This is a genomic window from Roseibium sp. LAB1 (assembly GCF_054658235.1).
This window is the reverse complement of the sequence record NZ_BAAGIB010000006.1, coordinates 1-18,764: the sequence shown is the minus strand read 5'-3', so window position 1 is coordinate 18,764 and position 18,764 is coordinate 1. Positions and strand designations below refer to the sequence as shown.

The window sequence follows — 18,764 nt, the reverse complement described above, 5'->3', positions numbered from 1 at the left end:
GCCACACGTGGAAGACCACGGCCCTGCAGAAAAAAAGCGCCGCCGAACCAATGCGCCAGTTCGGCGGCCAGTGGAGAAGTTGCTTAGTTGTCTGCGCAGAAACCAGGATCTTCCTGGTTACAGACGTCCAGCCCCGTATAGAGCGGGTCGTCCACGCTATCTCCATTGATGAGCTGCATCATCACATCGGGTGCCCGGTAGCCCATTTCAAACGGCCGTTGACCTACCTGCGCATGGCTCCTGCCATCGCGGAATGCCTTCGTCTGAGGTGGCAGCGTATCGCCCGCAATGATGATCAGCTCCTTGGACTTCAATTTGTCCATCACCTGGTCCGTCACCTGGGTGTAGGCCTGCGGTGCGAACTGGGCCCATCCGCCGATCAGGATGAACGCATCCAGATCCGGATTGGCGATGAACGTATCGGCCATCTGCTGGTTTGCGAGATCGGCCTGATCATTTGTGAATACGGGACATCCGTCGATCTCGGTCCAGCCGTTCTGGCCGGTCAGGCGGTCGACGCCCTTTTCGCCGGCGGCGGTGTCGCGGAACCCCTGGGCCCGGGCATTGATATTGTCGGCAGCAACGTTGCCCAGCTGCAGGCACACCGTTCCGCCGTCAGCCTTCAGCTTCGCGGCTTCCTCGGCCATCTTGACGCCCATCAGATAGTTGTCGGTGCCGAGATAAGTCTTGCGAAGTTCGCGGTCTTCAGCCAGGAAATCCGCGTCAATGGTCATGACCGGCACGCTCGGCGCAATCTGACGGATACGGTTTGCCATGGCCGGCGCATTGGACGGTGAAATGGCGATGGCAGCGACGCCGCGTGTGAGAAGATCGTCCACGATCTGGACTTCGCCTGCCTCGTCGGCAGATGACGCCGGGCCGGTATAGAGGCATTCATACTCACTGTCCGCGTTTTCGGACATCCACTTCTTGCAACCCAGATTGATCTGTTCGAAGAACGGGTTATCTAGCCCCTTCACGACAATCGCGAGGGTTTTCTTGTCTTGCGCAATGCCCGATCCGGCTGAAATTGCCAAAACGGCAGCAGCGCCAAGCAACAGTAAATTCCGTCTCATGCGTGTCACTCCCTTCTGTCCAGCAGGCCCCGGAGCGACTTACCCCGGGTACCAGATTTTACGGGGATCTTTGACGTCCCTTCTGTAGTTCCAGGCCCCTTCGACCAGGGCCTCCAGGTCTACCGACGGCTCCCAGTCCAGCATCTGGCGCGCCTTGGAATTATCGAGCCAGTTGCTGTGTAGGGAGGTCGGAATTTTCGCGATTTTGTAAGATCGTGCAGCCGCCAGATGTTCGGCGACGCGCCGGTAATCAACCGGTTCGTTCATGGAAATATTGAAGAGCTGGCCGGCCGCCTCCGGATTGTCCAACGCCGAGAGGATCGCAGAAACCAGATCGTCCACGTGAACGAAATTACGCTTCAGCGGTGCACCCTCACGATCAAGCAGCAACGGGGCAAATTGCCCCTCGGCATAGCTGCGAATTTCGTCGGGGGACAGGAAATCCGACCAAAGCGGGCCGCCGAACTGGTCCGGCCCGAAACTCAGCGCAAACTTGAAGTCGTCCTTCTCCATGATCCAGGGCGCACGCAACACGCAGCCATTCAGGCCGTACTGATGCCGGTACTGCTCCAGCATGACCTCTTCCAGCACCTTGGTCAGGGCATAACAGCCGGGATAGGCCTTGCGTTCCGAAGCTTCGGTAACCGGCCCCTCGTAAGGCTGGAACGCATGCCCGACGGCACAGTCTCCGCTTATCAGGATGAATTGCCTCGCCTCCGCCAGCTTGCGGAACTCTTCGAGCAAGACGAACATCCCCTTCACCGAAACATCGATGGCAAGATCGGGAGATTCCTTGACGGCTGCCATGTGAAGCACATGGGTGACGCCAGTCATCGCTTCGGACACACAGGCAGGATCAGCAACCGAGCCGCGGATGACCTCGACACGGTCGCCAGCCTCGATCGTCCGGTTGTTGCAAAGCGCCACGACGGTCCAGTCCCTGAACATGTCCTGGGACAAGAAACGCGGCAGAAAATTCTGACCGACTTTCCCCGTAACGCCTGTGAGCAGAAGTTTCATGCATCCTCCCCTTGCCTTTATTAAATATTATTTATTAATATTAATTAGTCAAGAATTGAAAAGTGCCGCCAAAAGGTGTGTCATGGGAGGACCGGGCACGAGGACGCTGCGGAAACGAAAACCGGGAAAGGAACCCGGGCGGAAGCGTCCGCGAGACCGGGCTCAAGGGGAGGTAAATGCGAATGTCGAGGCTTAGGCTGACCGGAATCTCAAAAAGTTTTGGAGCTATTCAGGCTTTGAACGATGTCTCGCTGGAGGTGGCTCCGGGCGAAGTTCTGGGACTCATGGGAGACAATGGCGCAGGCAAATCCACCCTGGTGAAGATCGTTGCAGGCAATTTCCGGCCCACCCATGGCTCGATTACCATCGACGACACCAGTGTAGATTTTCATCGCCCGCTCGACGCACAGCTGGAGGGCATCGAGGTCGTTTATCAGGACCTGGCCCTTTGCGATAACCTGTCGGCTGCGTCCAATGTCTTTCTCGGACGTGAGCCCCGGCGGTCTTTCGGCGGGATCCAGCTGCTGGACTACGCCACCATGTACAAGCGGTCGGCCGAGCTTTTTGCAGTCCTCAAATCCGAGACGCGTCCTCGCGACCTTGTCAGACGGATGTCGGGTGGGCAGCGCCAGGCCGTCGCCATTGCAAGAACACTTCTGTCCAATGCCAAAATCGTACTCATGGACGAACCGACTGCCGCCATTTCGGTGCGCCAGGTTGCCGAGGTGCTCGACCTGATCCATCGCCTGAGCGATCAGGGCATCAGTGTGGTCCTGATCAGCCACCGGATGCCGGATGTCTTTGCGGTGTGCAGCCGCATAGCGGTGCTGCGAAGAGGACAGCTCGTCGCTTGCAAGGCGGCAAACGAAAGTTCCCCGGAAGAGGTGACCGGTTTGATTACCGGCGCCATCGAAACGGCTTGAGGGAGATCGCACCATGACAACTCTTGAACAAGCCATTGGTCACAGCCAGCACGGCTCCCCCTTTTCCAAAGTGTTCAACTCGCAGATTTTCTGGGTGCTGCTGGCTGCCGTTCTTGCCTGTGTTGCCCTGTCCCTGTTGACAGATTCCTTCGCAACCCAGCGGAACTTGTTCAACGTGACGCGCAATTTCGCATTTGTCGCCCTGATTGCCATCGGAATGACGACAGTAATCGCCTCGGGCGGCATTGACCTGTCCGTCGGGTCGACGGTCGTCCTGTCAGCGATGGTCATCAGTGTCCTGATGTCTTCGGGAAACTCGTTCTGGATTTCGGCAATCGCAGCTCTTTTGGCGGCTGGAGCAGTCGGGGCGATCAACGGAACATTGATAGCCTATGTCGGCATGCCTGCATTCGTGGTGACGCTGGGAATGTTGTCGGCAGCAAGGTCGCTGGCCATGGTTCTGTCCAACAACAAGATGATCTGGGAATTCGGCCCGGATCACGACCTGTTGTTATGGATCGGAGGCGGTTCGACACTGGGGCTGCCGCATCCGATCTACGTGCTCGGTCTTCTCACCATCGTGATGAGTGTGGTGTTCCGCTGGACGAGATGGGGCCAATACGTCTTTGCCATCGGCGGGAACGAACAGGCGGCGACGCTGACGGGCATCCCGGTAAAGCGAATCAAGGTCTCGATTTACGTGTTTTCGGCCATGACTGCAGGCGTTGCCGGCATTCTCATGGCCGGCTGGCTTGGCAGCGTGACGACAAATCTTGGTCAGGCAATGGAATTGACGGTGATCGCCGCAGCGGTGATCGGCGGCGCCAATCTTGCGGGTGGCCAGGGGACGGCACTGGGCGCCGTCATCGGAGCGCTGCTGATCGAAGTGATCAGGAACTCTCTGATTCTTCTGGGCATCTCGACCTTCTGGCAGGGCATGTTTATCGGCTGCTTCATTGTCATCGCGGTTGCGTTCGACAGGATCCGCAATTGGCGCTCGCTTGACTAAAGCGTGAGGAGAAACAGACACCTGTGCAGATATCGGCGGTGTAGAAACGTTGCTTTTGACCGTCTTTCCCGATAGTCATTCGCCGGTTCAGACACCTATTCCGTCCATTGCGAGGAGACCGGAACGAATATGGCGAAAAAAGCCCGGCTTAGCAGAGATAGACGTCCTACAATGATGGATGTTGCGGCAATGGCCGGGGTTTCGCAGGCAACGGTTTCGCTGGTCCTGAACGGCAGCCCCGGTGCGAAGCTGAGCGATACGACACGCAAACGCGTGAACGAGGCAGCCAGAGTGCTGGGGTATACCCTGATACGCCGCGGCTCTCGGGCCGTGCCGGAAGATCGGTCGAACATCGTCTTCATTGCAGACGAAATCACGACGGATCCCTGGATGGCGCTCGCATTCGAAGGGGTCCGCGACAAGGCCTACGAATACGGCATTAACGTCAGCCTGGCGGTCAGCCACGGCGACGAAGAAACCGAGCAGATGATCGTCAACCAGATGAGCCGCCTGCCTCTTCTGGGCATGATCTACGGCACGATCCTGACGCGGCGGGTTGACCTGTCATCGGCTTTCGACGGCCAGCATGTCGTGCTTTTGAACTGTTACAATGCCGACCGCTCCCTGCCCTCCGTCGTGCCCGGCGACGTTCTGGGGGGACGGACGGCAACCGATCACCTGATCAAGGCCGGCTACAAACGCATCGCCCTGATCAACGGCCAATCGGGGGTGGAAGCCACCCGGGACCGGCTCAAAGGTTATCGGCAGGCGCTTTCGAGCCACGATATCGCCTTCGACAATGACCTCGTCAAACCCGGCAACTGGGAGCCGCTTTCCGGCTACGAGCACACTCATGCGCTTATGGATCTCGATACGCCACCCGATGCAATTTTCTGCGCGAACGACCTCATGGCCCTTGGCTGCTTCGATGCTCTGAAGGAACGCGGCCTGCGGGTTCCGGAAGACATCGCGGTGATCGGATTTGACAACCGCGAGATCTCCGAAAGCATGCACCCCCCGCTGTCAACTCTCGTTCTGCCGCAATACGAAATGGGGGAAATTGCGTTCGAACTGCTGCTCGACAACGCCAACGGCCGCCAGTCCGGCCCGGCCCAGATCAAGGTCGAGTGTCCTCTCATCGAGCGCGAATCCGTAAGGGTTGCGACCCCGGTGAGCAGGGAAGCCGCCGAACTGCAGTAAGCCGTCAGGCCCCCGCGCCCTTCGAGCGAACCGGACCTTGAATTTGCTTGCTTGCGGAATTGCGTGCGTTCAGGGTCCCTCATCACAAACTGCCTTCCGTCAGATGGCCGAACGGGTGTTGACGGCAATTTCATAGACCGACGTGGTCGCGGTGATCAGCAATCGGTTGCCGCGCCCACCGCCGAAACAGAGATTGGAAACGACCTCCGGCACCAGGATCTTGCCGAGCCGTGTCCCGTCCTGATGGAAGCAGTGGATGCCGTCAGAAGCCGAACTCCACAGATGACCGGCGGCATCAACCCGCATGCCGTCGGGAAGGCCCCGGTCTATCGTGGCAAACACATTGTCTGACAGGATCTTGCCGTTTTCGTCCAGATGAAAGGCGCGAATGATGGAGGCAACATCCGGATCGTGACTGGAGCCGGACTCCGCCACATATAGAATGCTTTCATCTGCAGAAAACGCCAGGCCGTTCGGCTGGGTGAAATCGGTAATCATCGCCTCGACCTCGCCCGTTGCGGGATCGATACGGAAGACATTGCGGGCGGCCTGTTCCGGCTCCGCGGTGTAGCCTTCGTAGTCGCTCAGGATGCCGTAGGTCGGATCGGAGAACCAGATGGCCCCGGTCGACTGCACGATGACGTCATTCGGCGAATTGAGCCGCTTGCCCTGGTACCGGTCGGCGAGCACGGTGCGGCTGCCGTCCAGCTCGGTCCGAGTAACCGACCTTGTTCCGTGCTGGCATGAGACAAGCCGGCCCTGACGGTCCCGGGTGTTGCCGTTGGAATAGTCTGAAGGCTGGCGATAGGTGCTGACCTGGCCGTCGAGGGTCAGGCGCATCATTCGGTTTGCGGGAATATCCGAGAAAAACAGGTGCTGGTGATCGGCAAACCAGACGGGCCCTTCCGTCCACTCGAAGCCGGTCGCAAGCTGACGCAGCCTGGCGTTCTTCTGGATCAGGCTCCTGAACCGTGGGTCGTCGATCTGATAGGGGGAAGAGAAACTGTTCATGTGGATCTGCCCTTTCCGGATGCGGCAGCGACAATGGCAATGATGATGGCGCCGGTCATGATCAGACGCACGCCTGCGCCGAAGCCGTAGGAATTCAACATCGAAACAACCAGGAACATCAGCAGCGCCCCGCCCCAGATGCCCGGTACATTCGAATTGCCGCCGGCGATGGAGCAGCCACCGATCACGACGACGGCGATGGAAATCAGGAGATACTCGGCGCCCATGTTGAGTGCCGCTCCGCCTGAAAAACTCGCCAGCAGGTATCCGGTGAACGAGGCAAGGACAGCGGAAGCGACATAGGTGACCGCCCGGACCGTCTCCACCGGGACTCCGCTCAGTCGGGCTGCACGGGTGTTCTGCCCGAAGGCTGAAACCCAGCGTCCGAAGGTGGACCGTTCCAGCACCACCCAGCTCAGAAGCGCAATCAGCACTCCGATGATCGTGAGGTTCGGCAGGCCCGCGACAGTACCGGTCGAAAAATCCGCAAGCGCTTCGGGAGGCTTGATCCTGAGGCCGCGATTCCACCAGATCGCCAGAGACTGGTAGAGGAAGGAAGCCGAAAGGGTTGCGATGATCGGTGGGATCCGCAAGAGACGGATCAGCAGGTAATTGAAGGTTCCCGCCGCAATGCCGACAGCGAGGGCAACCACCAGTCCCGGCAGGATCAGATCCGTCATGCCGTCCATGAACTTGAGTGACAAGGTGCCAGCCAGGGTCATGGTCGCGGGTACCGACAGGTCGACATTGCCCGGTCCCAGCGTGATGACGAACATCTGACCCAATCCGACAATGGCCGAGAACGACGCAAAGGTCAGCGCAGCGGAGAGAAGCTCCCCACCACCCCGCCCTTCCGACAGGGAAAAGGTTGCGAAATAGGCAATGGCACTTGCGGCGAACGCCCAGAACCAGGGACGTTTGGGGATGGCAAGGACGGTCGAAAGTCGGGAGTTATCCATTTTCCGCTCCTTTCCACTTCCGGCCGCGCCTGGAGAAAACCAGCCGCACGGCAAGCACCAGGATGAGGATGGCGCCCTGTGCGCCGATCTGCCAGTCGGGCGACAGTCGCATGAACGAGAGGAAGCTGCCGGCAAGGGCAAGCGTCAATGCCCCGAGAACAGCACCGACAGGCGACACCCGTCCGCCGGTAAATTCCCCTCCCCCCAGAATCACGCCGGCGATCGATAGCAGCGTGTAGCGCAGGGCAATGTTGGCATCGGCGGAGGTGGTCAACCCGACCAGGCACACCCCGGCGAGAACCCCGAAGAAGCCGGCAAGAGCATAGGCGCTCGCCTTCAGTTTTGTGACGGACCAGCCGGAGCGTGCCACAGCCTGGGCGTTGCCACCGACGGCCCGCAGAAGCGTGCCCGTCGAGGATCGCATGATCAAAAGATGCGTCAGACCGGCGATGAGGATGCAGGCCACCACCGCCATGGGCACCAGCGGCGGCTTGACGGTCATCACGGTTCGGATCCATGCCGGTGCGGCGCCGCCCGGCGAGGGCAGAAGCAGCACTGCCAACCCGCCCCAGACGAACGACATGCCGAGCGTGACCACGATCGCCGGAAGCTGGCGAATGTGAATGAGCGCGCCGATGGCTGCATAGGCCAGGATCGACGCCAGCAAAATGGCCACGCCCACAAGCGGTGCGTCGTTCAGGAAAGTCGCCGTGACGCAGGCGACAAAGCTGACGAATGTTCCGACCGACAGGTCTATGTCGTTGACCATGATGATCATCATCTGCGCGATGGTTGCCAGCGCGATGGGCACGGCGAGATTGAAGAGAAGATTCAGGCCGAAATAGCTCATCGCCCGAGGCTGCAGGTAAAATACGGCCGCCAGCAGGACCGTCAGGGACAGAACAGGCAGCAGAATTCGGTACTTGCCGTTCATGCGCCCGCCCCCTGCATCTGGAAGGAGGCAGCCAGAATGTTTTCTTCCGTGATACCGTCCCCCGCCAGCTCTGCTGAAATCTGCCCGTTTCGGAAGACGAACACCCGGTCACACTGGCAGACTTCGTCTGTTTCCGTCGAATACCAGAGGAACGTGCGCCCATTGGCAGCTTCCGTTCGGATCATGTCGTAAGCTTCCCGTTTGGTGCCGACGTCGACACCGCGCATTGGATCGTCCATCACCACGATGGGGGCGGATGACGCCAGCGCGCGGGCGAACAGCACCTTCTGCTGATTGCCGCCGGACAGGGACAGGATGAGGTTGTCCAGATTGTCTGTCCGAATGCCGATGCGCTTCTTCCAGTCTGCGCCCAAAACCTGTTCCGCTGCCGCGTCGATCAGTCCACGCCGGGAAAGGCTAGGCAGATGTGTCAGAGTAAGATTTCGAAGGATCGACCAGAGCGGCATGACACCGTCCCGGCCGCGGTCACCGGCGACGAATGCGACTTCAGGGTCTTTCACCCGCCTGAGCTTTCCCGACCGGGACATGAAAAACCGGGCCAGGGCTTCGGCCTGTCCATGTCCGGCCAGGCCCGCAAGACCGACGATTTCGCCCTTGCAGGCGTTGAGGCCCTCCGGTGTTTTCAGAACTTCCTCGCCGATGCGCTGGCCGCTTTCAACCGCGGACCGGGCTGCTGCCTTCTCGTTTGCAACATGTCCCATGGCATCGATCAGGCCCTGCTGGGTAAATTCGGACGCCGGCCTGCTGGCAATGATCTTGCCGTCCTTCATCACGTCGATGCGCGATGCGACTTCGAACACTTCACCCAGCATGTGCGAAATGAAAACGACCGCACCGCCGTTTGCGCAAAAGCGGCGCACATGTTCAAGCAACTGGCGCGCGATAGAAGCGTCGAGCGACGATGTCGGCTCGTCGAGGATGACGAGACGCGGCGGCGTCGGGCCGCTGGCAAACCCGGCGGCGATTTCAACCATCTGCCGTTCGGCCAGGGTCAGGTCGCCGACAATCATGCCTGGCTCGATCCGATGTCCTGGAAAGATTTCATCGAGTGCGCTGGCAATCCGCTCGGCAGCGGTCTTGCGCCAGCCAAAACCGGTCAGATCGCGATGCGGAACCCTCAGGTTCTCCAGAACGGACAGGTTCGGGCACAAGGAGAGCTCCTGAAAAACGCTGCGAATGCCGCAAGCGCGCGCCCGCACCGCTCCCGTGCCTTTTTTGCCGTCCTCATGCCCGTAACGCACATGTCCGTCCGTCGGTGTCAGACCGCCATTGATGACGTTGACGGCGGTCGATTTGCCCGCACCGTTGTGACCCATCAGGCCGACGCATTCGCCTGGACTGACGGTCAGACTGACCCCGTCGAGCGCGCGCACTGCACCGAAGTGAACGCACGCGCCCGATAGGGCAACCAACGGGACATCCGGTTTCGGCCCACCGGCGCCAGTTGCCACTTCCAATTCCGTCACTCCCTTACTTGGCAGCTGCAATGACGGACTTGGCGTCTTCCTGGCTGTATTCGACATTGGCCACCGAACCGGCCGGTGTCGCAGCAAGGGTCTCATCGAGCGTATCCTGGGTTACTTTCAGGAAGGGAACGGTGAGATCCTTGGGCACTTCGGCCCCGTCGAGAACCTGCTGGGCCACCCAGAAGGCAAGCGTACCAACACCTGGTGCAATGGAGAGAGACAAGGTCTCATAACCATCTGCATCGCGTGCTTCGGCCCACCATTTCATTTCGTCCTGGCGATTGCCCATGACGATGATCGGCGTGTCCCGGCCAGCCGCCTTGATTGCCTGGGCAGCCCCGTAACCATCGCCGCCCTGGGTCACGACCCCGACGATCTCCGGCAGGCTCGGCAAGATGCCGGCAACCGCTTTCTGGGCAACGTCCTGCGCCCAGTCGCCGTGGACCGAGCCTACGATCTTGAATTTCGGGAATTCCGTGACGCCCTGTTCGATACCGGCGTGGATCTCGTCATCCACAAAGACACCAGCCAGACCGCGGATTTCCAGAAGGTTGCCACCCTCCGGCAGGCGTCCGGCGAGATATTCGACCTGTTGACGGCCCATTTCCTTGAAATCAACCGCAATGCGCCACGCGCAGGGCTCGGTCACGATACCATCGAACGAGACGACCGTGATGCCGGCGTCGCACGCTTCCTTGACTGCGCCGTTCAGGGCGGTCGGCGAAGCTGCGTTGACCACGATTGCATCGTAGCCTTGCAGGATCATGTTCTGAATTTGGGCCGCCTGTTCGGTGGCCTGGTTTTCGGACGTGGTGAATGCGTCGGCTGCTGCGACAACGCCGTCTTCAACAGCTTTGTCGCCGACCTTGGCCCAGCTTTCCAGCATGGCCTGCCGCCAGGAATTGCCGGCGTAATTGTTGGAAAGCGCAATTCGTTTATCCGCGGTGTCCGCAACAGCGTGACCCGGCAGGGTGACCGCAACAAGTGCGACAGCTCCCAGGAGCGTGGCTTTGGTGTTCATGTTTCCTCCCTGGCGCCAACAGGCGCCCTTGATAACGGGACACGGTTCTCCCAACGCATCCCACGCTCAGATTGCTGACGCTTAGGAAACCCGTAAAGCGGCAGAAACGCATCACGGTTGCGGGAACCCGCAACCGTGATGCACTTGAGCGCCGAACAGATGGGTTGCCGACGCAAGCGCCCTGCCGCACACTGACCAACAAGAAACGGGAGGAGCTTGTTGTTGCCATGCGACAGGAAGCCAATGAAAATCAGGAGATGTCAGAGCCGACTGCTCTCGTCTCCCTGCTACGCATTTCCAGTCATCTGGCGGGCCAGGTCGAAATTCGGGCCGCCCTGAGATCCGTCAAGGCCGAGATCGAGAACCTGCTGCCGATCGATCACCTGGATGTCTGCCTGGTCGACGACAATGTCACCTGGAATACCAGTTACGAAGTCGGCATCAAGACACGCTGGAGCCTGTCGCGCACGCCTGTGGTCATCTCGCCCGTCCGCAGCATCTTGCTGGGTGAAACGGACTACATGCTCACCGGCAATGCCATGGAAGACGAGCGCTACACCTATGAAGGCGCATTGGCCCAGCCCATCATCAAGCACAAGCTGCGCAGCCGGGTGAATGTCGCCATGAAGGTGCTTGGCCGCACGATCGGCGCTTTGAACTGTTCGTCCTGCACACCGGACATCTACGACGAGGCGACGGTTGTGCGGGTCAGGCAGATTGCCGATGTGCTCGCCCCCTATTTCTATTCGCTGCGCGCCAACGAGAAAGCCAAGCGTGCGGCCGTGGTGCGCGCGGAAGCCCAGGCCCGGGAAGAAGGGCTGCGGCAAGGCGCACTGGAGCTGACACGGGTTCTGGAACAGGAGCGCCAGCGCATCGGCATGGATCTGCATGACCAGACGCTGGCCGATCTGACCCGGATCATGCGTGACGTCGAGAAGATGGATACGGCCGGTGACAAGGCCCGGGTGATCGGCAGCATTCAGCACTGCATCGGCGACCTTCGCCGCATCATCGACACCGCCGTTCCGACGATCCTGGACCTGTTCGGATTTGCCCACGCCTTGCGAATACATCTTGAACGCGCGGTGGAAGACGTCTCCTCCACAACCCTTGAAACCGCGGATGAAACGGACGGGCTGATCGATACCCTCGACCCCACCATCCGGATCGCCCTGTTCCGCATTGCCCAGGAAGCCATCAACAATGCCGCCCGCCATTCCGGCGCCGACCACATCAGCGTCACCGTGAAGCGCGTGAAATCCGGCCTGCAGATGACGATCAGGGACAATGGCAAGGGGCTTCCGGGCTCCCGGCTCGGCCGGCAGACCAGCAAGGCAACAGGGGGCATTGCCCACATGCGCACACGGGCAAGGCTAATCGCCGCCGATTTCAGCATGTCGAGCAAGACGGGAACGACCGTAACAGTGAAGTTGCCGCTGGCCAGTGCCTCGTGCCAGGAGCCGGCACCTCAGACCGGCGAGGAAGAACTGGCATGAAAGTGCTTCTTGTCGAGGACGACCAATTCCATGCCGGGTATTTGAGCGAAGCCCTTCAGCTGGCCTTGCCGGACGTCAAGGATATCTTCCTTGCAACCAACGGCCTGGAAGGCGAGCTACTGGCACGCAAACATTCCATTCAGGCGGTCGTGATGGACCTGCAAATGAAGGAACGCAACGGTATCGATGCTGCCCGGACGATCTGGCGCGAGCGTCCTCAGACCCGCATCCTGTTCTGGTCGAACTATTCTGATGAGGCATACCTGCGCGGCATTGCGCGTATCGTTCCCCAGGAAACCTCCTACGGGTATGTGCTCAAGACGGCGACGCAGGAACGGCTTCACCTGGCATTGCGTGGCGTCTTTCTGGAAGCCCAGATTGTGGTGGACCAGGAGATTCACCGGGTTCAGCAGCGTCACATCCGGACCCACGACACACTCACGGACAGCGAATATGCCGTTCTTCTCGACATGGCCCTCGGCCTGTCGGACAAGATTATTGCTGTTCGGCAAGGCCTGTCGCTGCGAACCGTCCAGAACCGCCTGCTCTCCCTTTACGACAAACTGGGCGTGGACAATCTCGAGACGATTCCCGCCGACTTTGCGATCAACAAGCGGACGCGCGCCATCACGCGCGCCTTGAACCTGCGTGCCATCAATGCCGAAAGCCTGGAAAGTGCCGAGCGCGACCTTCAGAAGTGGCTGGACAGCCATCAGGACCAGATTGAAAAGGCGCGCTGAAGCACCGGTACCATTGCCGTACGACCACCAGCTTTCGAACCCCTCAAAGAAGCTTCTCGACGCTGTAATTGTGTATGCAGACATCCTCGATTTTCAGGTCGCGACGATGCAGGCATTCAAAGCCCTGCTTCAGAAACACGGGCAGTGCCGTCTCGCTCGCTTCGGAGGAGATGCGCTCCAGGCCCCGTTGTCGTGCTGCACGTTCAAGCGTCGCGATCAAGCCTGAGCCGACACCGCGTCCGGCTGCGCCGGGAGCAACGTAGAGGAATTGGATATGACCGTCGTCCTCGAGGTCGGAAAATCCGATTGCTTGCGACTCGTGATCAACCGCCACGAGCGCGAGCCTTCCGTCACCATAGGCCGTTTCCATGGCATCACCCGTCGGCGCAATTGAAAGCCAGGCTGCCCGCTGGACTTCGGAGTAGTCAGCCTTGGCGATCTGATCAACCGCACTTTGATAGATGGCGGCAAGCGCGGCACCATCGCCGGGCACAAATGCCCTGATCTGGTAGGTTGTGTCAGTCATGGTTCCAAGGGATCTTTTCAGGTTGGCGGCAGGCATCAAACACCTGGCCGGGAACATGGTGGCCTTCGCATGAAGCGGCAGGCCACCACGTTTGGTCGATCAACCACGCAGCGTCAACAATGCGGCTTCCGCGTCGGCCATCATGTCCTGGATAATCCGGCCGGCCGGAACAATATCCTGGATATTGCCGGCGCTTTGGCCCGCGGTCAGGCAGGCCTGCTCGATGTCTCCACTGAACTCTCGCGTCGGCAAAATGGCGCTGTAACGCGGTAGCGGGATTCTTGTGCCGTTTAGCAACGTGCTGCCGATATTCATGTTCGCCGCATCCGCGATCGCTGCATCTTCGCGGCCGATCGCCTGTTTCAATCCGTCATTGTGGATCGCGCGCATGGCCTGATCCGGCCATTCGGGACCGTATATTCTCGTGATGGACGTATCGCCAACATCAGCTGCGACCACCTTTGCCTTGTAGTCATCATGGGCGGCGGATTCCTCTGCAGCCAGAAAGCGGCTGCCACACCAGACGGCGTCTGCCCCGAGCACCATTGCGGCGGCCATCGTGGTGCCGTCGAAAATGCCTCCGGCGGCAAGCAAAGGCAGATCGGGATACAACCGGCGCAATCGCGGGAACAAGGTCATCGTCGAAGCTTCGGACCTGTTGTGTCCACCGGCTTCAGCGCCCTGCACGATCATGCCGTCGATACCAAGAGCCAGCGCGTCGACGGCTTCCCTGACACTGCCAACCTGAATCCAGAGCCGAACGCCTGCCTCTCGAAGTCGCTCAGTCTGCTCCCGGGCCGGCAAGGTCCAGAAGAAGATTGCCAGTTGTACGTTTTCCTCGATCAGGACGGCGACATGGTCATCGGTGACGAAGTCGCCGATGAGATCAACCCCGAATGGCTTGTCCGTGAGGGTTCTGGTTTGCCGGATCATCTCTCGCAGGACATCGGGCGGATTGATGTCGCAGCCAATGGTTCCAAGGCCCCCAGCATTGGAAACAGCAGCGGCAAGTTCTGGCCGGGCAATCATCGCCATGCCGGCGTTGACAATGGGGGCCTTGAGGTTGAACGCCCGGGTGATGCGTGTCGAGAACATTCATTTTCCTTGGGTCTGACAAACGGGTGGACGCTTTCAGGTCCACCCGGTTGCGTCAGGGACGTTTCATCGAAGTTTCAGGCGGCCAGCGCCGGAAGCGCGCCAATCGCGGTCAGAAGCTGCATCTCGTTGATATGCAGCCACGTTTCGGCGATCAGTCCGCCTTCCATCCGGTAGAGCACCATCCCATCAAAGGTTATCCGGCGGCCATCGGCCTTTTGCCCGGCGAAATCTCCGGTAAAACTGGCGGTGATTTGCCAACGGGCGGAAACATGTGCCTCGTCGGCGACAAGAGCATCCACCTTCCAGTCCATGTCGGTGAAGGACTGCCGGAACACCCGGAAGAAGTTCTTGTAGCTCTCGTGATCATCGATGACGAACCCGGGAAACCCGTGGCAGACAATGGTGTCGCCAACGGTTTCGTCGATAATTTCGACGTCATCGATATTGCGGGAATGGGTGCCTGCAAGAAACCGTTCGACGGTGCGGCGGTTCATGTCGGTCAAGGTATGGGTATGCATGTCATGTTTCCGGTTCTGATTGAAACAGTCGGCGTCCTTAGCTTTTGAGCAGGCGCGCCGACGCCTGTTCCCGGGCCTTTGCACAAGGCGGGATTGGTGAGGTTTGGGGAATGTCGAGTGATGAATTTGCTGAGGCGACCGCCTCAGTCGGTCGATCGTGACACGCGGGTCACCGGAACAGTTCGATCAAGGCCGATGTCCCTCAGCAGATAGTCCGGCAACCGGTCCAGCTCATATTCCGAGCGCCGGATCCTGATGCGCCGTCGAAGCCTTTCCAGATAGTTCAAGGAAAGCCGCATGGCTTCAATCCTTTCCATTTCCCTTGTTGGTTCTTATGCGAAGGCGGCCTCGATATGCTCGATAGCAAGCGGATCGATGGTCTCACTTGCGCCGCAGCAGTAGGCTCGTTCGACGATCCCCGTGAGCGGATCGGCGCTCTTTCTGGCGAGAGGAAGATGACCTGAAAGAATGATATTCGGGTCCAGACGCTCCATGCTTTTCAGCGTCTTGCCGAAAGTTTCGCGGTCGACCGCTGTCAACCAGGGCGCGTCGATCGACGACCAGGCGACAAGTCCATCACGCAGTGTCTCGTGCGAGACATCATCGATCGTTGCAGCTGGTTCGGGCAGTATGGCGCCGAAGGCATCGGCAGCAAAAAGAGCCCTCTCCAGGTCATCGAAGAACCCCATCGTCTCGGGGGCGTCATAATAGGGCGGGCGCACCGGAACGAGCTTGCGATCTGACAGTTGAAGGCTCTCACCCGGATTGAGCAGATGCACACGCGAGATGTCCATGCCGGCAAGGTTCATCTTGCCCATTCCCAGGAAGTTGGTGACCACTTTTGCATTCGGCGCGATGTCCAGCACGCTTTCAAGGTTGCCGATGTGATCCGGGTCGGTGTGGCTCAACCAGATCCAGCGCAAATCGTCCAGGTCGACCTCCTGTTGAAGCGCTTCGACGAAAGATGCGCCCAGACTGCCAAGTCCGGTATCGACCAGCACAGGATCACGCCCTTTCAACAGAAAACTGTTCACGGGCAAGCCCCCCAATCCGGGAACGGGAAGCCACGAAGGCAAGGCGCTCCACTGAGCACTAACGCGTTGCACGCCCTGCATCACGGGCGGTTCGAAATCAGACATTCCAGGCGTCCTTTTAATTTCAATGAACATCACTGTTCAATGTATTTGACTACGTAGGGGAGCTGAATTCTCTTGTCAACTGTTTAGTGAACACGTATGTTCACTCGAATGAAGAGCAAGCGGTCCTACAAGATGTCCGAACGCGCTAAATCCCAGGAGGAAACGCGCCAGAAAATCGTTGAAGCAACGATGCATCTGCATGAGGAATTGGGGCCGAGGAACACCTCGATCAGCGCTATCGCGGAGCGCGCCGGCGTGCAGCGCTTGACAGTTTACCGGCATTTCCCCGACGAGACTGCCGTCTTCCAGGCCTGTACGGCGCACTGGCTGTCGCTCAATCCACCACCTGATCCTGCCTCGTGGACGGAAATACCGGACCCGATCAAACGTTTGAGGGCAGCGCTTGGGGCGTTCTACGACTATTTTTCACGCACACACAAAATGTGGACGGTGTCCTTTCGCGATGTAGGAGAAGTTCCTGCCCTTCAGCAGCCAATGGCAGAAGTGGCAAAGTTCCTGGGCGGGGTCGCCGACGGCCTGATCATCAACTTTGGCGAAACCCGTGACAGCAATCTTGTCGATCCGACCATACGCCACGCCCTGCATTTTCAGACATGGATGAACCTCGAAGACCTGGGTCTTTCAAACCAGGACAAGCTCGACCTGGTAACCCTGTGGCTCAAGGTGCCAAGCGGAGCCTGAATGGAAACACCGGTGACCTTGCCGGTGTAAGGCAAAAAACGTGACGTGTATTCCAAACAGGATTGAGGATCTGTACCCCTAAACCCACCGCCCAGGCGTGAGGCCGTTGACCTTCTCGATGATAGATGCGGCATCGATGCCGAAGTGGCGGTAGAGGTCGCCGATCGTGCCGGTCTGGCCAAAATGTTCGACGCCGAGCGGGATGGTCTGGTGCCCGGCGACACCGCCAAGCCAGGCGAGCGTTGCCGGGTGGCCGTCGATAACCGTGATCAGTTTGCAATGGCCCGGCAGAGCACCCAGAAGCTGCTCGATATGGGATCTGGCAGCCGCATTGCCGCGTGAGCGCGCCCTTTGGGCTGCCGTCCAGCCGGCGTTGAGACGGTCGGCGGAGGTGACGGCCAGAACGCCGACATCGCGCCGGTTGCCGGCAAGTTCGCCAGCCGCCTTGATGGCTTCGGGGGCCACGACGCCCTGATAGGCAATCACGACCTCGCAGTTGGGGCCGGGCTTGCGCAGCCAGTAGGCACCGTCTATGGCGCCCTGGCGGAAGGCATCGTCGGCTCGTTTGACCGGTTGTTCGATCGGGTTGGTCGACAGGCGCAGATAGACGGAACCGCCGGTCTCGTCGCGCAGCCAGGTGCGCTCGTCCGGATCCCCCTCCCCGTCCCGCTGCAGATAATCGAAGGCCCATTCCATGATCACGGCCAGTTCGTCGGCAAAGGCGGGCTCGAAGGCCGCCAGTCCGTCCTGGCTCATGCCGATCAGCGGCGTGCCGATGGACTGGTGGGCACCGCCTTCCGGAGACAGGGTCACGCCGGACGGCGTGCCGACAATCATGAAGCGGGCATCCTGATAGCAGGCATAGTTGAGCGCATCGAGGCCACGGCAGACAAAGGGATCATACACCGTGCCGATGGGGATCAACCGTTCGCCGAAGAGCGAATGGGAAAGACCGGCAGCCCCCAGCAGCAGGAACAGGTTCATCTCGGCGATGCCAAGTTCGATGTGCTGCCCCTCGGGTGTGAACTCCCACTTTGCGGTCGAGGGGATGCGGTGCTCGATGAAGGCATCGGCCATGGCCTTGCGGGCAAACAGCTTGCGCCGGTTGACCCAGGGCCCGAGATTGGTGGTGCCGGTGACGTCCGGCGATGTGGTGACAATGCGCTCCGCCAGCTTGCTGTCTCCCTTGGAAAGGTCGTCCAGCACCTTGCCGAAGGCCATCTGGGTGGAGATATCCCGATCTGACGCCAGCTCGATGGCAGGCACGGCGAGTTTGTCGTCGGAAAAGCGCCGCATGCCCTTGGCGAAGAACGGAACCTTGTCGAGGAATGCCTTCAGCGCGCCGACGTCCGGAACGGTCGCAAAGGGCTCCCATTCCTCACCCTCGGCAACCCCCATGTGCTTTTGCCACTCGGCCATCTGGGTCTTGTTCATCAGGCCGCCGTGATTGTCCTTGTGACCTGCAATCGGCGTGCCCCAGCCCTTGATGGTATAGGCCAGGAAACAGGTGGGCCTGTCGTTGTCGATGGCGGCAAAGGCCTCGGCCATGGTCCGGGTGCAATTGCCCCCGAGATTTTCCATCAGGTCCGCCAGTTCGTCGTCGGACCGGCGGTCTATCAGCGCGGTAACGTCGCCCTGGTCTCCCAGATCGTCCATCAGGCGCTTGCGCCACACCGCCCCGCCCATGAAGGTGAGTGCGGAATATTCCTGGTTGGAACAGTCGTCGATCCACTGGCGCAGCTTGTCACCGCCCGGCTCTGCGAAAGCCGCGCGCTGCAAGGCGCCATATTTGACCCGGACAACCTGCCAGCCGAAAGCATCGAAGATCTTCTCCACCCGGTCGAACAGGCCTTCGCGGACGATGCCGTCGAGCGACTGGCGGTTATAATCGATGATCCACCAGCA

At 59.8% G+C, this 18,764-nt stretch carries 19 protein-coding genes; 6 read left to right on the top strand and 13 right to left on the bottom strand.

The window, feature by feature from the left end; genetic code table 11:
• Positions 1-83 precede the first annotated feature (83 nt).
• Positions 84-1,076, bottom strand: a complete 993-nt coding sequence (locus ACYQ54_RS25635; RefSeq protein WP_460087533.1) for a substrate-binding domain-containing protein — start codon at positions 1,074-1,076, stop codon at positions 84-86.
• 39 nt (positions 1,077-1,115) lie between these two features.
• The gene (locus ACYQ54_RS25630) at positions 1,116-2,096 is read right to left on the bottom strand and encodes an NAD-dependent epimerase/dehydratase family protein (RefSeq protein ID WP_460087532.1); all 981 of its coding nucleotides are present in this window, start codon (positions 2,094-2,096) and stop codon (positions 1,116-1,118) included.
• Between the two features lie 182 nt (positions 2,097-2,278).
• On the opposite strand from ACYQ54_RS25630, the gene ACYQ54_RS25625 reads away from it, so the two are divergent.
• From ACYQ54_RS25625 to ACYQ54_RS25615, 3 genes are all read left to right on the top strand, one after another.
• Positions 2,279-3,019: an ATP-binding cassette domain-containing protein gene (locus tag ACYQ54_RS25625; RefSeq protein WP_460087530.1), complete on the top strand. Its 741-nt coding sequence runs from the start codon at positions 2,279-2,281 to the stop codon at positions 3,017-3,019.
• A 13-nt stretch (positions 3,020-3,032) separates the two neighbouring features.
• The gene (locus ACYQ54_RS25620) at positions 3,033-4,028 is read left to right on the top strand and encodes an ABC transporter permease (RefSeq protein ID WP_460087528.1); all 996 of its coding nucleotides are present in this window, start codon (positions 3,033-3,035) and stop codon (positions 4,026-4,028) included.
• 171 nt (positions 4,029-4,199) lie between these two features.
• Positions 4,200-5,228 (top strand): LacI family DNA-binding transcriptional regulator, encoded by a 1,029-nt coding sequence (locus ACYQ54_RS25615; RefSeq protein ID WP_460087527.1) that lies wholly within the window; start codon positions 4,200-4,202, stop codon positions 5,226-5,228.
• Between the two features lie 99 nt (positions 5,229-5,327).
• Here the strand turns inward: ACYQ54_RS25615 and ACYQ54_RS25610 are convergent, their stop codons facing one another.
• From ACYQ54_RS25610 to ACYQ54_RS25590, 5 genes are read right to left on the bottom strand one after another with little or no spacing between them, the layout of a single operon-like run.
• Complete coding sequence (locus ACYQ54_RS25610; RefSeq protein ID WP_460087524.1) at positions 5,328-6,239, bottom strand: SMP-30/gluconolactonase/LRE family protein; 912 nt, start codon at positions 6,237-6,239, stop codon at positions 5,328-5,330.
• Entirely contained in the window at positions 6,236-7,198 is a 963-nt protein-coding gene (locus ACYQ54_RS25605; protein WP_460087522.1) for an ABC transporter permease, read from the bottom strand. Before ACYQ54_RS25605 ends, ACYQ54_RS25610 begins: the two co-directional genes overlap by 4 nt.
• Positions 7,191-8,132 carry an ABC transporter permease gene (locus ACYQ54_RS25600; protein ID WP_460087520.1) on the bottom strand — a complete coding sequence of 314 codons (942 nt, stop codon included), beginning with the start codon at positions 8,130-8,132 and terminating at the stop codon, positions 7,191-7,193. Before ACYQ54_RS25600 ends, ACYQ54_RS25605 begins: the two co-directional genes overlap by 8 nt.
• On the bottom strand, positions 8,129-9,619 hold the full coding sequence (locus tag ACYQ54_RS25595) for a sugar ABC transporter ATP-binding protein (RefSeq protein ID WP_460087518.1): 1,491 nt from the start codon (positions 9,617-9,619) through the stop codon (positions 8,129-8,131). The genes ACYQ54_RS25600 and ACYQ54_RS25595 overlap by 4 nt, the downstream gene beginning before the upstream one ends.
• 4 nt (positions 9,620-9,623) lie before the next feature.
• Positions 9,624-10,640 carry a substrate-binding domain-containing protein gene (locus tag ACYQ54_RS25590; protein WP_460087517.1) on the bottom strand — a complete coding sequence of 339 codons (1,017 nt, stop codon included), beginning with the start codon at positions 10,638-10,640 and terminating at the stop codon, positions 9,624-9,626.
• A 227-nt stretch (positions 10,641-10,867) separates the two neighbouring features.
• On the opposite strand from ACYQ54_RS25590, the gene ACYQ54_RS25585 reads away from it, so the two are divergent.
• Complete coding sequence (locus ACYQ54_RS25585; protein ID WP_460087515.1) at positions 10,868-12,136, top strand: sensor histidine kinase; 1,269 nt, start codon at positions 10,868-10,870, stop codon at positions 12,134-12,136.
• Positions 12,133-12,876, top strand: a complete 744-nt coding sequence (locus ACYQ54_RS25580; protein ID WP_460087513.1) for a response regulator — start codon at positions 12,133-12,135, stop codon at positions 12,874-12,876. Before ACYQ54_RS25585 ends, ACYQ54_RS25580 begins: the two co-directional genes overlap by 4 nt.
• 43 nt (positions 12,877-12,919) lie before the next feature.
• Here the strand turns inward: ACYQ54_RS25580 and ACYQ54_RS25575 are convergent, their stop codons facing one another.
• The 5 genes from ACYQ54_RS25575 to ACYQ54_RS25555 form a co-directional block, all read right to left on the bottom strand.
• The gene (locus ACYQ54_RS25575; RefSeq protein ID WP_460087511.1) at positions 12,920-13,402 is read right to left on the bottom strand and encodes an N-acetyltransferase family protein; all 483 of its coding nucleotides are present in this window, start codon (positions 13,400-13,402) and stop codon (positions 12,920-12,922) included.
• A 99-nt stretch (positions 13,403-13,501) separates the two neighbouring features.
• A complete protein-coding gene (locus ACYQ54_RS25570; protein WP_460087509.1) occupies positions 13,502-14,497 on the bottom strand; it encodes an NAD(P)H-dependent flavin oxidoreductase in 996 nt (331 codons plus the stop codon).
• 77 nt (positions 14,498-14,574) lie between these two features.
• Complete coding sequence (locus tag ACYQ54_RS25565) at positions 14,575-15,018, bottom strand: ester cyclase (RefSeq protein WP_460087508.1); 444 nt, start codon at positions 15,016-15,018, stop codon at positions 14,575-14,577.
• Between the two features lie 143 nt (positions 15,019-15,161).
• The gene (locus ACYQ54_RS25560; protein ID WP_460087506.1) at positions 15,162-15,317 is read right to left on the bottom strand and encodes a hypothetical protein; all 156 of its coding nucleotides are present in this window, start codon (positions 15,315-15,317) and stop codon (positions 15,162-15,164) included.
• A 33-nt stretch (positions 15,318-15,350) separates the two neighbouring features.
• On the bottom strand, positions 15,351-16,157 hold the full coding sequence (locus ACYQ54_RS25555; RefSeq protein WP_460087504.1) for an oxygen-binding di-iron domain-containing protein: 807 nt from the start codon (positions 16,155-16,157) through the stop codon (positions 15,351-15,353).
• A 96-nt stretch (positions 16,158-16,253) separates the two neighbouring features.
• Between ACYQ54_RS25555 and ACYQ54_RS25550 the strand changes: the two genes are divergently transcribed.
• Entirely contained in the window at positions 16,254-16,859 is a 606-nt protein-coding gene (locus ACYQ54_RS25550; protein WP_460087502.1) for a TetR/AcrR family transcriptional regulator, read from the top strand.
• A gap of 78 nt (positions 16,860-16,937) precedes the next feature.
• On the opposite strand, the gene ACYQ54_RS25545 is transcribed toward ACYQ54_RS25550, so the two are convergent.
• The coding region (locus tag ACYQ54_RS25545; protein ID WP_460087500.1) for a transketolase-like TK C-terminal-containing protein at positions 16,938-18,764 on the bottom strand (1,827 nt) is incomplete at its 5' end.